A 13,675-nucleotide genomic window follows, 5' to 3' on the forward strand; every position below is an offset into this window, starting at 1 on the left:
ACTCAGGCTCCCCATCCCATCTGGTTCCCGCCGACGCGCTCGGCGGCGACCTTCTCCTCGTAGCCGCTGGAGCGGAACGCGGTGAACGGGTCCGTCGGCAGCCCCTGCTCCTCGCGCAGCGCCGCCAGCGCCGGGCGCACATCGGTCCAGAACGCGTCCATCAGGATCCCGTGCGCCTCGAGCACGTCGTGGCGCTGCTGCGCGTCATCGAGTGCCTCGCGATCCACCAGCAGCGCCTTGGCCAGGGTCTCCTGCACGTTCAGCACGGAGCGGATCTGGCCCTGGATCTTCGACTCCAGGTTGTGGCACTGGTCCAGCATGAAGTTCACGCTCGATGCGGGCCGGTGGGCATCCTGCTGGACGATCTCGAACAGGATGCGGAACAGCTGGAACGGGTCCGCGGAGCCGACGATGAGGTCGTCGTCGGCGTAGTTGCGGGAGTTGAAGTCGAAGGCGCCCAGCCGGTTCTGGCGCAGCAGCTGGGCGACGATGAACTCGATGTTGGTGCCGGGGGCGTGGTGGCCGGTATCGAGCACCACCATGGCCTGCTCGCCGAGGGCGAGGCAGTGCAGCAGGCTGGTGCCCCAGTCGGGAACGTCCGTGTGGTAGAACGCCGGCTCGAAGAACTTGTACTCGAGCACCATGCGCTCGCCGTCGTGGAGAGCCGCGTAGATCTCCCTCAGGGACTCGGCGAGGTGGTCCTGGCGGCGGCGGATCGAGTCCTGACCGGCGTAGTTGGTGCCGTCGGCCAGCCAAATCTTCAGCTCGTGCGACCCGGTGGCGCGCATGACCTCGAGGCATTCGAGATGATGATCGATCGCGCGGCGGCGCACGGCGGCATCGGTGTGGGTGAGCGAGCCGAACTTGTACTCGTCGTCCTGGAAGGTGTTGGAGTTGATCATCCCGATCCGCACGCCCTGCTCCTCGGCGAAGGAACGCAGCGCTGCGAAGTCCTCCACCTTGTCCCAGGGGTAGTGCAGGGAGACCCGCGGTGCGGCACCGGTGTACGCATGGGTCTGGGCGGCGTCGGCGATCTTCTCGAACGGGTCCCGGGGAGTGCCCGGAGTGCCGAACACCTTGAAACGGGTTCCGGAGTTGCCGTAGCCCCAGCTGGGCACCTCGATGGTGAATTCGCGCAGGTCGCGCGCGAGGTTCTCGGGTAAGGCGGGCAGGGGAGCGGGGGCCATGAGGAGCTCCTTCGTGGTCGGACTTCGTGGGTCGTCGACGCTGACGGGCCGGATCCTGTGCGTCCGGAGACGTCGTGCCGAGCATGGTGACTGCACGGTATCCAGCGCCCGGCGCAGGTTGAAACGACTCAACAACCGTAGCACGGGGGTCTCGGAATGCGCCAGAGCGCGGACGCTGCCGAGATCACGCGGCGTGGGCCGAGAACTGCAGCTCCAGTTCGCTCTCCTCGGGGCCGGGCTCCTCATCGCTCACTGGTTCGACCAGCACCTGCACCGTGATCCCCAGCTCCGTCGTGGTGCCTGGGGGAACCGGTCCGGAGATCACCGTCCACGTCCCCGGCGGCGACAGCGTCAGCGCGTTGGTCGCCTCCGCCTTGGGAAACATGGCGGCGGGCTCAGCGTCGTCCGCGGAGACCACGGGAGTCAGCTCCGCCGAGTTCTGCACGCTCGCTCTCTGCTGCTCCTCTGCCGGCGTCGTGAACTCGACGACCGCGGGGATCTCGAGGTCCAGTGTGCTGACCTGCCAGATCTGTCCCTCCGGCGCCCACCCGAGGCCACCCACCCAGGGCAGTTCGTCGGGGCCGGCGAGGGTGCACGACGTCGGATCGCCGTGGGAGGCCCACCCCGACGGCAGGACCTCCGCGTCGCACTCCCCGGACGGAGTGGATCCGGAGGTGGGGAGGGCGGCGAACGTGCCGGCGTCGGTGACACCGTCCGGTGTGATGACCTGATCCTCTCCATCGAAGCTGACGGTCATCACCGGTTCCACCGGCCCGCGGTCCACGGCCAGGAGGAATCCGACCCTGGTCAGCTGCATCCGTCCGTCGTCCCAGAACAGATCGGCGATGTACGGCCCGAGATCATAGGCCTGGTCACCGACGGCCACGGTGACCTGCGGCGGGGGCATCTGCGAGTCCGGCAGGCGCATCGCACGGAGTCCGTCGGGCACGACGGTCTCCAGTTCGACCGGCAGGTAATGGCCGCCGCGCGGGGCCTTGGGGAAGGGTGCCTCGTCCATGGTCAGGACCGGCGTCTCGCGGTTCGGTTCGCCGAACCGCACCGTGAGCCCGCCGGTGGGGTAGACGACGTCGATGGGGTCGCCGAGTTCCTCGTCCAGCGAGAGGCCGCGGGCGATGATCTCGCCCGGCTCGCTGCGCGGAGCGGTGTCCCAGGGGCGCGCCACCCCGGTCCACACGCCGGCGACCACGAGCAGCACGGCGAGGGTCAGGCCGCCGGCGAGGCGGACCGGCCGCGACGAGCGGGGCGACGTGGCGGCATCGATCTCGGATGCCGCCGCAGCGGTGTCCTCACGCGCATTCTGCTCGTCATCGCTCATCCAGTCATTCTGTGGTGCTGAGGAGTTCTCGGCCATGGGGAGAAGTCCCCTCACCCGTCAGGGCGGCGATCCGGTGGGAGGCGGAGGACCCTCGAAGGGCGGCGAATCCGCGTGTACTCTCGGCCTCACAGCGCACCGACGGCTCGTGAGCCCGACGCTCGCGATCGGTGCACGGGGAGAGGCGGCGGGGCCATGTCAGATCGCACTGCTGTGCCGGTGATCAGCGTGATCATCCCGGTGTTCAACGGGGAGGCGACGATAGATGCGCAGCTCGACGCGCTCGCCGCCCAGCCCTTCGACCTGCCCTGGGAACTGCTGATCGCCGACAACGGGTCCCGCGACCGGACGCGGGAAGTGGTGCTCGCGCGGCGCGCGAGGTTCCCGGCGCCGCTGCGGGTTCTCGACGCCGGGGCGCGGAAGGGGGTCGCCCACCCGCGCAACGCCGGCGTGCTCGCCGCCCGTGGCGCAGCGGTCGCGTTCTGCGATGCCGATGACGTGGTCGGACCGAACTGGCTGGCCGGGGCCCACCGCGGGCTGCAGGAGCACGACGTGGTCGGCGGACCGATCCGACGACTCACCGAACCCTTCGACCCCGACTCCGAACTGCTGGGCTTCGACTCCGTCTCCGACGGGGAGATGGTGGGCAGCAACATCGCGATCCGGCGCGACATCTACCTGGCGGCCGGCGGGTTCGAGGAGGCCTGGCGCCGTTACGGACGCGAGGACTACGAGTTCGGAGTGCGGCTGCGCTCCCACGGTGCCCGGTTCGGCCGTGACCCCGACATGCTGAACTACTACCGCCTCGTCGAGGATCAGTGGAAGTTCACCCGCAAGATCTACGCCAGCGGCCGGTCGGACGTCGACGTGTGGCGTCGGCATCCGGAGGTCTTCCCTGGGCGGCTGGGGCGCGGAGCCGTGCTGCGCGAGACCCTCTCCCTGCCGTGGAACCTGCTGCGGGCAGGACGCTCCGGTGGCCACCGCCGGATGGCCCGCACGGTCGTCGACCTCGCCGCTCACGCCCGGGAACTGCTGCCGCCCCAGAGGCCCATGCCGCCACCGGTGCTGATCGAGGAGACGACCCCGCCTCGCGAGATCGACGGCGATGCTCAGCCCTTCCGGGCATCGCGCCAGTGAAGCGCGCGCCGGTGTGCCGCCGGTGAGAGCTTCACCAGCGCCCAGGACCCGGCCTCGGCGCGGTGGCCGCCCCGCAGGAGTGCGAGAAGACCGCCGAGCGTGATGTGGCTGCGCGCCCAGTCCGTCACCTCGCGCCGCAGCGCGGAATCCTGCTGCTGCCGGGCCGCCTTGTGCAGGATGTGGGTGACGTTGTGGCGCTCGAGCTCCTGGTACAGCTCCTCGGCCTCCGCCGCGGGGAAGGTCTGCTGCAGCGTGGGGCGGACGATGGCCGGTACTCCGACCAGGTCCCACACCGACTCGCTCAGTCCCCCCGAGGTGGAGTCCGGGCTGATCGTGTACCGGTACAGCGGCTCGGACAGGTAGGCCACGGTGCGGGCGCGGGCGAACAGCCGGGCGACGAGCACGAAATCCGAGTAGGTCTCGCCGTCCGGGGCCCGGAGGGGTTCCGGGTCGCCGTGGCCCGGCCGGGTCCCGTCGCGCTCGGTCCGGCCGAGGGCGGTGCGCCACAGCATGTGCTGACTGCCCACGATCCGGTTGTGGATGAGGGCGGCCAGCGCCTCGGTCCCCGTCGAAAGTCTCGCCGGCGGGTCGAAGGGCAGCGGCCCCAGCTCCTTGCCGCCGCGCACCGCCATCAGCGGAAGCATCACCACGTCGGCCTCCGCGTCCTCGCCCTCGGCCAGGAGCGCCTCGAGGTAGCTCGGCTCCACGATGTCGTCGGCGTCGACGAACGTGATCCACTCGCCCCGGGCACGGTCGAGAGCGTGATTGGTGACCCGGGCGTAGCCTCCGTTGGCCGGTCGGCGGTCCACGACGATTCGTGGGTCATCGGGAAGCTCGGAGGCGTCGGGCACCGGATCCCGACGCGACCCGTCGTCGATCAGGAGGATCTCGATCTCCTCCACGGTCTGGGCGAGGACAGACTCCAGCGTGGGCCGCAGTTGGGACCCCGCCTCGTAGCAGGCGATGACCACGGTGGCGCGGGGTGTGGTGCTCATGCGGTGCTGGCCTCCGAGTTCCACCGGGGTGCCCGCCGAGTATGAGTGGGGTCCATAGGCGTCAGTCTGGCACCTAGGGGTGGATCTATGGCCTGGTTGGGGCAACTGTCCGCGAGCAGGTCCCGTGGCCGGGCGGGGACAGCGGCAGGCAGTCCGATTGCCGGACCCGGAACGGGGAAGCGGGAGCAGGAGCGGACGCGCGGTCGCACGTCGTCGGTCACACCGACTCGAGTTGGAGGGCATCCCAGGTGGCCTGCACAGCGAGGGCTCCCAGGGGGTTCACTGCGAGAGTCAGCACGTTCTGCCCCGGGCGCAGCGAGGCGGGCTCGAGTTCAAAATCGCGACGGAAGCGCCGACCCCGAGCGGCGCTGCGGTAGACGGCGCCGCGCGCGTCGTCACCGGAGAACTCCCAGAGGGTAGGTGCAGTGTCGTTGAGTTGGATGGACAGTGCGCTGGGAACTCCTGGATCAGGGACCGCGGTGGTCAGCGACCAGGCCGCGAGTGCGAGACGCAGCCGCAGTCGCGCGGTCGGTGCGGGTTCTCGCTCCAGGCCGAAGACGATCTGCCACGGCATTCCGGGTCCCTGACCGGTGGTCTGCGGTTGGGTGAAGTACCAGGCGGCGTTCTCGCTGCCGACCCGGTGCGTGAGGCCGTGGGGGAAGAGCGCGGGGTAGTCCGCGGTGTTCGCATAGCGGCGCGAGTCGGCACCACCGGCGAACTCGATCGAGGTGCCATCGGGCGAGCCGATCTGCCACAGGACCTCGGCCGGTTCGCTCCGATGCCAGTGCAGATCGAGAGCAGTGTCCGCCGTGATCTCGAGGGGATCCACTACATGTTCGTCCCACACCCCGTCCTGACGGACCGTGAGCCGGTAGAGAGCTGGCACCACGCCAGGAAGGTGGAAAGTGCCGCGGTCGTCGAGGGTAGTCCAGTATTGGCGCCCGGCGGCGGTATCCTGCGAGTCCACGCCCGCATCCGAGAGGACGACGAGCGCACCAGCGGCAGGGCCGATTGTCGTGATCTCATCTGACCCGGCGGTCGTGCATTCCGCGTCATTGGTGGTCACAGTGACTGCCCCGCGCACGCGCACCCGTTCGTGCGTCGGCACCCATCCGGCCAACGCGGCCCGGTCATGGAGACGTGCCGCGGAGCGGCCGCCGAGATGCGCCTCGGCCTGGGCGCGGAGCCGGCCGGCCGCGGAGGAGCCCGCGGTCTCGCCGGTCCAGCCCAGATGCAGGTACAGCGGTCCGTACGTCCGCGCCGCTGCACCGTGGAGCCTGACGGGCCGGGACCCGTAATGGGTGGCCTGCGGCTCGAGCAGCAGCACGGGGCCATCCTCGGTCTGGTGGGCGGTGAGATCCTGGCGGTCCGGGCCACCGTTGAACGAGCTACGATCTGCGAGCACCGCATAGGCTCCCACCCGGCGGCCGTCCAGGTGGCCGTGGAGACCGTGGACGGCATGGTCCCGAAGTGATATCGCTGCGTCGTACTTCGTGTAGAAGCGTCTGGCGTAGGCGCTCCCCGTCCCAGCCAGGTCCGTCGTCGCATCCATCACCACGCGGCCGCGCCGCAGATCCTCCGGGGTCGGCAGGCGCGAGGCCGCGGCACGCCACGGAGTGCCGAAGGGATCCTCCTCCAGATCGAGATGTGTGAAGATCTCCGGATCAAACCAGCATACGAAGCGATGCTGGTCGATCGCGACGGCGGGATGCTCTGCGGCGTGTTCGAAGCGCGAGACCAGGTGGATACCGGTCTCCTCCGCCGCCAGAAGATAGGTTCGCATGGTGGTGTACGGCGCCGCGGTTGAAGCAGGCACGGTCACCGTGAGCATCACCGCGTCCGCGAGCTCGCGCGCGGACCAGGTCACCGGAGCCTCAGGGAGAGCGATCTCGGGCTCGAGCACTCTGACGACCTCGTCGAATCGTCCCGTTCGCCGCGGCCCGAGCAACTCGTGACCATCCAGTCGCAGGGAGGTGAGGCGGCCGCCGCCTGCCGGTGAGACCTCGAGGTGCACTCGGCCGTTCTCCAGGGCGACCCCGTCGACGGTCTCCACGATGCGAGGCCGGTCCGCATCGGGCACGATGCTCAGACCTCGAGGCCCAGGGCGTCGAGATCCACCGTGGACCCTGTGCGCATCGATTCCTCGGCGGCGATTCCGATGGCAGCGCTGCGCAGCCCATCGACCCAGGTGGCGCGGCGTCCCAGCGGGTCCTCGGCCGGCTTGCCGAACACGTCGTCGAGCAGCATCGCATCGCCGCCGCCGTGGCCACCGCGGCCCTCGGGGATGGGCACCTCCACGGCGCGCTCCCACTGTCGCTGGAGACGCAGCACACTGCGGCGGGGCCGCACCTCGCGGGTGCCGTCGGCCCCGACGGCCGCGCCCTGCTCCGGCCGGGCGCTCGGGTCGATCTCCGCCTCGGCCGGTGCGCGGTGCGGTTTCTCGACCACGTCGAGCTCGATCCTGCCGAGGGTGCCGTTCAGCGCCACGCGATACCCCTCCCAGGGGGCGTAGGCGTGCAGGGAGTAGGTCAGGGCGGCACCCTCGCGGTAGCCGACGAGCATGCTCAGGGTGTCTTCGATGGACACCCCGTGGCCGAAAACGTTCTGGTCGCGGGCGTAGCCGTCCGCACTCTCCGCCTCTAGGTTCAGCCGGCGCATCCGCTCGTCTGCTGCGAGGTCGATGCGGAAGGGGTCCTCCTCCGCCAGCTGCCGACTGGTGCGGGCCGCGGGGTCCACGCCGTGCTCTGCGGCGTGCTCTGCGCCGTAGAAGCGACGAGACCCCAGGGCCGAGACGCGGGCGGGGACATCGCCCAGCCACCAGTTCACGAGGTCGAAGTGGTGGCTGGCCTTGTGGATCTGCAGCCCACCGGACATCTCCTTCTCGCGATGCCAGCGGCGGAAGTAGTCCGCGCCGTGCCCCGTGTCCAGCAGCCATTCGAAGTGCACCGAGGTCACGGTCCCGATCTCGCCGCGGGTCACCAGCTCCCGCACCAGCGAGTTCCGCGGGGAGTAGCGGTAGTTGAAGGTCATGGTGATACGGCCCGCGGAGCGCCGCGCCGCCTCCGCGATCCCGCGCGCTTTTTCGGCGGTGGTGGTGATCGGCTTTTCCACCACGACGTCGAGGTCGTGGGCGAGTGCGGCGACGATGTACTCGCTGTGCAGGGCGTCGGGAGTGGTGATCACGACGGCGTCCGGCCGCACCGCGGCGACCATGTCTTCGAACTGCTCCGGCGCCCACAGCGAGGGCGGTGCGAGGTCGGGGTGCAGCGAGCCGACGAGATCGAGGTAGTACTGCATGCGCACCGGGTTGGGGTCCACGAAGGCGACGGGGACGGCGTGCTCCGCATGGGAGTCGGCCAGTGCCCGCAGGTACATCTCGCAGCGGTGGCCGGTGCCGATCACCGCGTAGCGGCGGGGGAGGAAGGTCGGAGAGGTCATGGTGCCCTTTCGGTGCGGTGGGTGCCCGCCGGGCGGCGGGCGGGGTCGGTGGGGAGAACGGAGGCGGTCCCGCTGGAGCGCGTGCTCCGGCGGGACCGCGGCTCAGCCTTCGTCGAGGCGGGTCCAGGCTCCGGAGCTGCCGGGGCGGTCGCCCTGGGTGCGGCGCGTGGCCTCCCACACGGCGCCGTCATGGCCCACGCGGTCGCCGCGCGCGTACGTCTCGTCGGAGGACCAGCGCTGCGGGAGGGTGGAGACCGTGAGGGGCTCGGAGGTCTCGGAGGCTCCCGCCGCGTTCGTTCCGCGCACCCACAGGGTGTACTCGGTGCCGGGCTCGAGGTCGCGCACGTAGGTCGTGCTCACCTTGCCGCTGGCGACCACCGTGCGGACCCCGTCGATCTCGCGCAGCGCCTCGACCACGTCGGTCCCGGCGCCGCGATTCCAGGTCACGCCCAGGAAGGTGTCGCCGCGCAGGGTCGGGGTGAGGTCGGAGGGAACCTCCGGCACCAGGCTCGGCACGGCCAGTGCGGCGCCGGCCTCGGAGGCCCCTCGTTCGTTCAGGGCGACGAGCTGATACGTGTAGCCGGTTGCCGTCGGGGAGAGGGAGTCGTCCGTGTACGTGCTCTCGGCGGTGTGGGCGATCTCGGAGGCGGCGGTGTCCCCGTCGGCCGTGCGCAGGACGACGTACTCCTGGGCTCCCTCCACGGCGGTCCAGCTCAGCGTCGCGTGCGAGGGGCCCTGCTCGTCCAGCACCGGCGCACCGGGCGCCGCGGGGATCTCCATCGCGGGGCCGGACATCGCGGAGACCTCGGCCGAGGGCTGCGAGAGTCCGCCGGCGGTGCGGGCGAGGACGCGGTAGCGATACGCGGTCTCCGGCTCCACGGTGTCATCCGTGGCGGTGGTCCCGGGGGTCCCGGCGACATCCATGAACGCTCCGTCGACCCCGGCGGCGCGCTGGAGCACGTAGCCGTCGGCGTCCTCGACGGCGTTCCATTCCAAGGTCGCGCCGTAACTGCCGATCTCCGTGACTTCGAGGCCGGCCGGCGCCCGGGGGACGGGAACGGCGGGATCGACGGGCGTGACGGAGGCGTGCGGCGAGGCCTCGGCGGCGCCGCCCGCGGCCACCGGCACGATCCGGTAGTCGTGCCGCACCCCCAGCTGGGGCGCGTCATCGGTGAAGGAGCCGTCGGCGGAGGATCCGATCACGCGCCAGGCGGGGTCCGCGGCGGTGGAGCGCTCCACGAGCGCCGAGGTCGAGCCGTCGACCGGCTCCCAGGCCAGATCGACGGTCCCGGTCGTAGCGTCGGCGGACGCGCTCGGGGCGAGGGTCGGCGCCGGCGGCACGTCTCCCGACGGTGCGGTGGGCACCACGACGACCACATAATTCATGCGATTCCCGCCGGCGTTCGGGCCGAGGACCACCTCGTCCCCGGCGGCGACGTCGCGGGAGAACAGCTCCCAGCTGACGGGTTGGGTGTCGGTCAGTTGCAGGCCCGTGGGCTCGTAGTCCTCCGCGAGCCAGGCCGGCTGCTCGGGGATCCGGGTGTCGTGGGCGACGTACACCCGGGCGTCGGCGGCGGCGTGGAAACGCAGCGTGTCCTCGGCGCCCGAGGCGCGGGAGTCGACCGCGGTGCGGATCCATTCGGCTCCGCGGACCTCGGCAGGTATCTCGGCGAACGTGTAGTCGGGCCGGTCACCCGCCACCACGTCACCGACCTGCAGGTCTTGGTGCACAGACCAGTTCGCGGCGTTGTCCTGGCCGTTCCCGGAGTCGTCGTTGACGATTCCCCCGCGGACGATCTGGCCGTCAAGGGGTGCCAGGGGTGCAGCGGGCTCCTCCTCGATCGGGACGGTCGGCGGCTCGAAGACCTCACCGTCCCAGGGCACCGGGGTCATCGGATAGCCCTCGGGAAAGCTGGGCGCGGCCAGCTCGTTCAGGTATTCCTCGAGGTTCGTGTACCCGTCGCCGTCGGCGTCGTGGTTGCGGTCCTCAGGGTCGTGGGGATCCAGCTGGTTCCGGCGCTCCCACAGGTCGGGCATGCCGTCGCGGTCGGTGTCCTTCGCCGGGGCCGCCTCCTCGATCGGGACGTAGCCGCCCACGTCGTCCTGGTGGTCGATGATCGCGCCGGTCTGCTCGCGAACGCTCGTGATCACTCGCTCGTCCAAGGCGTCGCGGACGAGCGAGGCACCGGCGTGGTCCAGGACCATGCCGTGCGCGTCGATCGCCTTCTGGGTGTGCACCGGAGGATAGGCGAAGCGCTCCTCGACCACCACGGCGGGGCGCTCCTCCTCGAGGATCTCCTCGCCGCCGACCTCGCCGTCGAGCACTCCGTTGCGGTTGCCGTCCACGACGTTGCCGTCGAGGTGGACCTGGTAGTTCTCGTTGCCGCGGACGATGGCGTCCTCGGGGCTGGTGGAGTTCACGCCGGCGATGAAGGTGTTGCCCACGACATTGCCGTACCCCTTGGTCCCCGATTCGCCGCCGGCGACGTAGGGGTAGTCGCCCCAGTTGTAGACCGTGTTGCCGACGAAGTCCATGACGCCCTTGGTCTTCGGGTTCCGGTCGTTGTTGTGGGCGTAGAGGTTGTGGTGCATGGAGATGGTGTTCATCTCGACCAGCCCGCCCATCGAATGGGTCAGTAGCCCCTCGGAGATGATCGACCACTGCACTGTGATGTTCTCCGAGGTCGGGTTCTCGTAGTCCTTGGACTTGATGGACAGCACCTCGTCGGTGCCCCAGGAGAACGAGGAGTGGTCGATGATCACGTTCTGGGAGTTCTCGACGTACATCGTGTCGTCGTTGACCCCCGGATGCTTCCCCATGCGGAAGCGCAGATGTCGGATGACGATGTCGTGGCTGTCGACGATGCGGATCGTGTTGCCCATGAGCGTTACTCCGCCGCCGGGGGCAGTCTGCCCGGCGATCGTGATGTTCGAGGCGTCCTGGACGATGATCTGCGGGATCTCCAGGGTCCCGGAGACGTCGAAGACGATGGTGCGCGGGGTGTCGCCGCTCGTGGTCAGGGCGTGGTGGAGGGTCCCCTCACCGGTGAGCTCCGTGGAGGTCACGTGGTAGACCTCGCCGCCGCGGCCGCCGGTGGCGGCGTAGCCGAAGCCCTCCGCACCGGGGAAGGCCGGCAGCGCGTCGGGCGCGGGGGCGTCGGCGAGCGCGGGGGCGCCAACGCCGAACAGGGAGGCCAGCAGTGCCATGGCCGCCGCGAGGGTGGTCAGACGGCGGCCGCGGGAGTGACGGGATGGGCTGACCGGGCGGGGAAGGGGACGGTGGGTGGTAGGGCGATCGGACATGCTGCGTACCTCGCTGTACGTCGTCGGGATCGGGGATGGACGGGCGGAACCGAGGAGGCGGGCGGCGGAGTCGAGGGCGGGCGGAGGATTCGAGGGGCGGGCGGGGGACAGGAGGATGAGGACGGTGCTCAGGGGGAGACGGCGAAGCCCTCGGCGCGGACGTCCCAGTCGCGCGGGAAGCCGGGGCAGGCCCGGGGCGCCGCCGGGGAGTTCGTCCCAGCGTGGTCCCAGCCACCGGCCATGAGCGCGACGGCCGTGAGCAGACCGCCGTTGCCGGGCAGGTAGAGCGGCAGGGAGCCGGTCTGGCGGTTGTGGCCGCTGGGCAGCACCGTGTTCTTCCCGGTGTCGGTGAGCAGGAGGTCCACCGCGTCCTCGCCCCGGCCCAGGCGGGCGGCGGTCATCGCCATCACCGGGTAGTCCCAACCCCAGGTGGAGTCCCAGTCCCAGGACTGCAGCACGTCCTCGAGGGTCGCGGCCATGATCGCGGGGTCGATCCGGTCGGTCTGCGGGAGCACGCCCAGGGCGCATAGCATCGAGGGGTGGTCCTCGCGAATCGTGTACGGGTCGACCGCGATCGCGGGATAGACGCCATCCCGCGGTGCCGGGGCGACCAGGAGGTCACGGACCTCGGCCCAGGCCTCCGGGACGGGCAGGCCCAGCCGTTGCTTGAACTCGCAGGCCCGCTCGAGCGCCCAGTGCCACTGCACCAGTTCGAAGGTGGGGTTCCGCACCGCGGTGCGCATCCCGCCGTAGCTCTCCTGCGCGGGGATCAGCGGCGGCCCCAGCTCGGCGCCGTGCGCGGTGCGCAGGGCGAAGGACGCCATGAACTCCGCGGTCTCGGTGAGGAGGTCATCGACATCGGCCAGGAGTTCGGCCTCCTCCACGCCCTCGGCGCGTCGCAGGAGCTCCACGAGATGGATCAGATGGGGCTGCTGCCAGATAAGGAACGTGCCGATCCCACTCGGGGTCTCCTCGCCCTCGGGGCCGACCTGCTTGGGCCAGCGCGCCCCGGCGAAGCCCTGCAGGCGGGCCATTTCCCGGGCGCGGGGGAGGATCGAGCGGTACCAGCCGAGGCTGCGGCGCAGCAGTTCCGGGCGGTTCCACAGGGGGAAGTGCGCCGCATGCCACCAGTGCATCTCCAGATGGGACTTGCCGCGCCAGGAGTTGCAGACCAGGCCCGTCTCCTGCGGCGGCATCCGGCCGGCGCAGTGGATCGCGGTGAGGAACTGGGAGAGGATCACGCGCCGCTCGAGCTCGGTGGCCCGGGGATCGCTCACGGCGCCCAGATCCAGGGCGGCGCCCGACTCCCAGAAGTCCCGCCAGTGCGCGCGGCAGGCGGCGAGGGTCTGCTCGAGGGTCGGCAGCGGCGCCGTCGTCTGCGGATCCACCGCTGATGGGTCACTCTCGGGCATCAACTCGATGCCCAGCGCGAGGACCTCACCGCTGGTGCGGACGAGGATATCGTGCGCGCCGAGGCGGGTCAGCTGGGCACCGGGGGCGCTGACCACGAGCGTGTACGCGGTGGCGTCGACCTGACGCCGAATCCGCCACAGACCGTCGTCGAGCTGGTCGAGGCGGGTGGTGTGCCGCTCGGGCCGCGTCCAGTCGTGGGCGCTGTGCCAGTCCGCACTGCCGTAGGCGAAGGAGAGGCCGACGCCGAGCCCGGTGCGTAGGCCCGTCGATCGCAGCTGCACGGCGAGGAGATCGCGCTCGGGGTGCACCGCGGTCACCGTCTCGACCCGGTCGCCGTCGACCTCGCAGAGCGAGGTGATCACTCCCTCGTAGAGGCAGAGGTGCTGGCGGATCGGCGTGACCTGCTGCGCAGACAGCGGTGCGCCGTCCCGGCGCAGTCCGAACGTGCCCAGGTCCAGTCGATGCGGGTTGCCGCGCAACAGCAGATCCCGCTCGCCGGTGTCCTGCTCGGTGCCTCCGGCGACCTTCCCCGACATGTCCACGTACGGCACCCGGCCGCGATCGGAGTCGTAGGCGACCAGGGCATCCCGCCAGGTGTATGCCTCCGCCTGGGGCAGGCTGTGCCAGCCCCAGGTGCTCAGGGTCCCCAGCAGGGTGCCCTCGGGCCGGGCCTCGTCCCGCGGGGTGACCGGGTAGGCGGCGGGCAGGGACTGCAGCCCGGTGGCGTCGACCGTGACGGCCAGATCACCGTTGCCGACACCGAGCGGGGAGCGGGGGTCGATGTCCTCCAGCACCACGTCGTGGCGGGAGACGAGGGCACGGCGGTCGATGCTCGGACGGGACATGGAGGGCTCCTGGACGAGGGACGG

8 protein-coding genes are annotated in these 13,675 nt (G+C 70.7%); 1 reads left to right on the top strand and 7 read right to left on the bottom strand.

The window, feature by feature from the left end:
• Nucleotides 1-2 precede the first annotated feature (2 nt).
• Together rhaI and AC5020_RS11845 are read right to left on the bottom strand one after the other, a co-directional pair.
• Nucleotides 3-1,187, bottom strand: coding sequence for an L-rhamnose isomerase (gene rhaI / locus AC5020_RS11840; protein WP_464988439.1), 1,185 nt, complete (start codon nucleotides 1,185-1,187; stop codon nucleotides 3-5).
• A gap of 184 nt (nucleotides 1,188-1,371) precedes the next feature.
• Nucleotides 1,372-2,523 (bottom strand): hypothetical protein, encoded by a 1,152-nt coding sequence (locus AC5020_RS11845; protein WP_464988440.1) that lies wholly within the window; start codon nucleotides 2,521-2,523, stop codon nucleotides 1,372-1,374.
• 192 nt (nucleotides 2,524-2,715) lie between these two features.
• Here AC5020_RS11845 and AC5020_RS11850 point away from each other — a divergent pair, with 192 nt between their 5' ends.
• Nucleotides 2,716-3,657 carry a glycosyltransferase family 2 protein gene (locus AC5020_RS11850; RefSeq protein WP_464988441.1) on the top strand — a complete coding sequence of 314 codons (942 nt, stop codon included), beginning with the start codon at nucleotides 2,716-2,718 and terminating at the stop codon, nucleotides 3,655-3,657.
• Here the strand turns inward: AC5020_RS11850 and AC5020_RS11855 are convergent.
• The 5 genes from AC5020_RS11855 to AC5020_RS11875 all read right to left on the bottom strand — a co-directional run bounded on the left by AC5020_RS11855 (nucleotide 3,630) and on the right by AC5020_RS11875 (nucleotide 13,651).
• Nucleotides 3,630-4,652 (bottom strand): glycosyltransferase family 2 protein, encoded by a 1,023-nt coding sequence (locus tag AC5020_RS11855; protein ID WP_464988442.1) that lies wholly within the window; start codon nucleotides 4,650-4,652, stop codon nucleotides 3,630-3,632. The two genes, AC5020_RS11850 and AC5020_RS11855, sit on opposite strands and share 28 nt — an antisense overlap.
• A gap of 217 nt (nucleotides 4,653-4,869) precedes the next feature.
• A complete protein-coding gene (locus tag AC5020_RS11860) occupies nucleotides 4,870-6,732 on the bottom strand; it encodes a polysaccharide lyase family protein (RefSeq protein ID WP_464988443.1) in 1,863 nt (620 codons plus the stop codon).
• Nucleotides 6,733-6,737: 5 nt separating this feature from the next.
• Nucleotides 6,738-8,090, bottom strand: coding sequence for a Gfo/Idh/MocA family oxidoreductase (locus AC5020_RS11865; protein ID WP_464988444.1), 1,353 nt, complete (start codon nucleotides 8,088-8,090; stop codon nucleotides 6,738-6,740).
• A gap of 102 nt (nucleotides 8,091-8,192) precedes the next feature.
• Complete coding sequence (locus tag AC5020_RS11870; RefSeq protein WP_464988445.1) at nucleotides 8,193-11,393, bottom strand: fibronectin type III domain-containing protein; 3,201 nt, start codon at nucleotides 11,391-11,393, stop codon at nucleotides 8,193-8,195.
• Between the two features lie 128 nt (nucleotides 11,394-11,521).
• Nucleotides 11,522-13,651, bottom strand: a complete 2,130-nt coding sequence (locus AC5020_RS11875) for a hypothetical protein (RefSeq protein ID WP_464988446.1) — start codon at nucleotides 13,649-13,651, stop codon at nucleotides 11,522-11,524.
• Between the last annotated feature and the right edge of the window lie 24 nt (nucleotides 13,652-13,675).

Source organism: Brachybacterium sp. SYSU DS0246 (assembly GCF_059391765.1).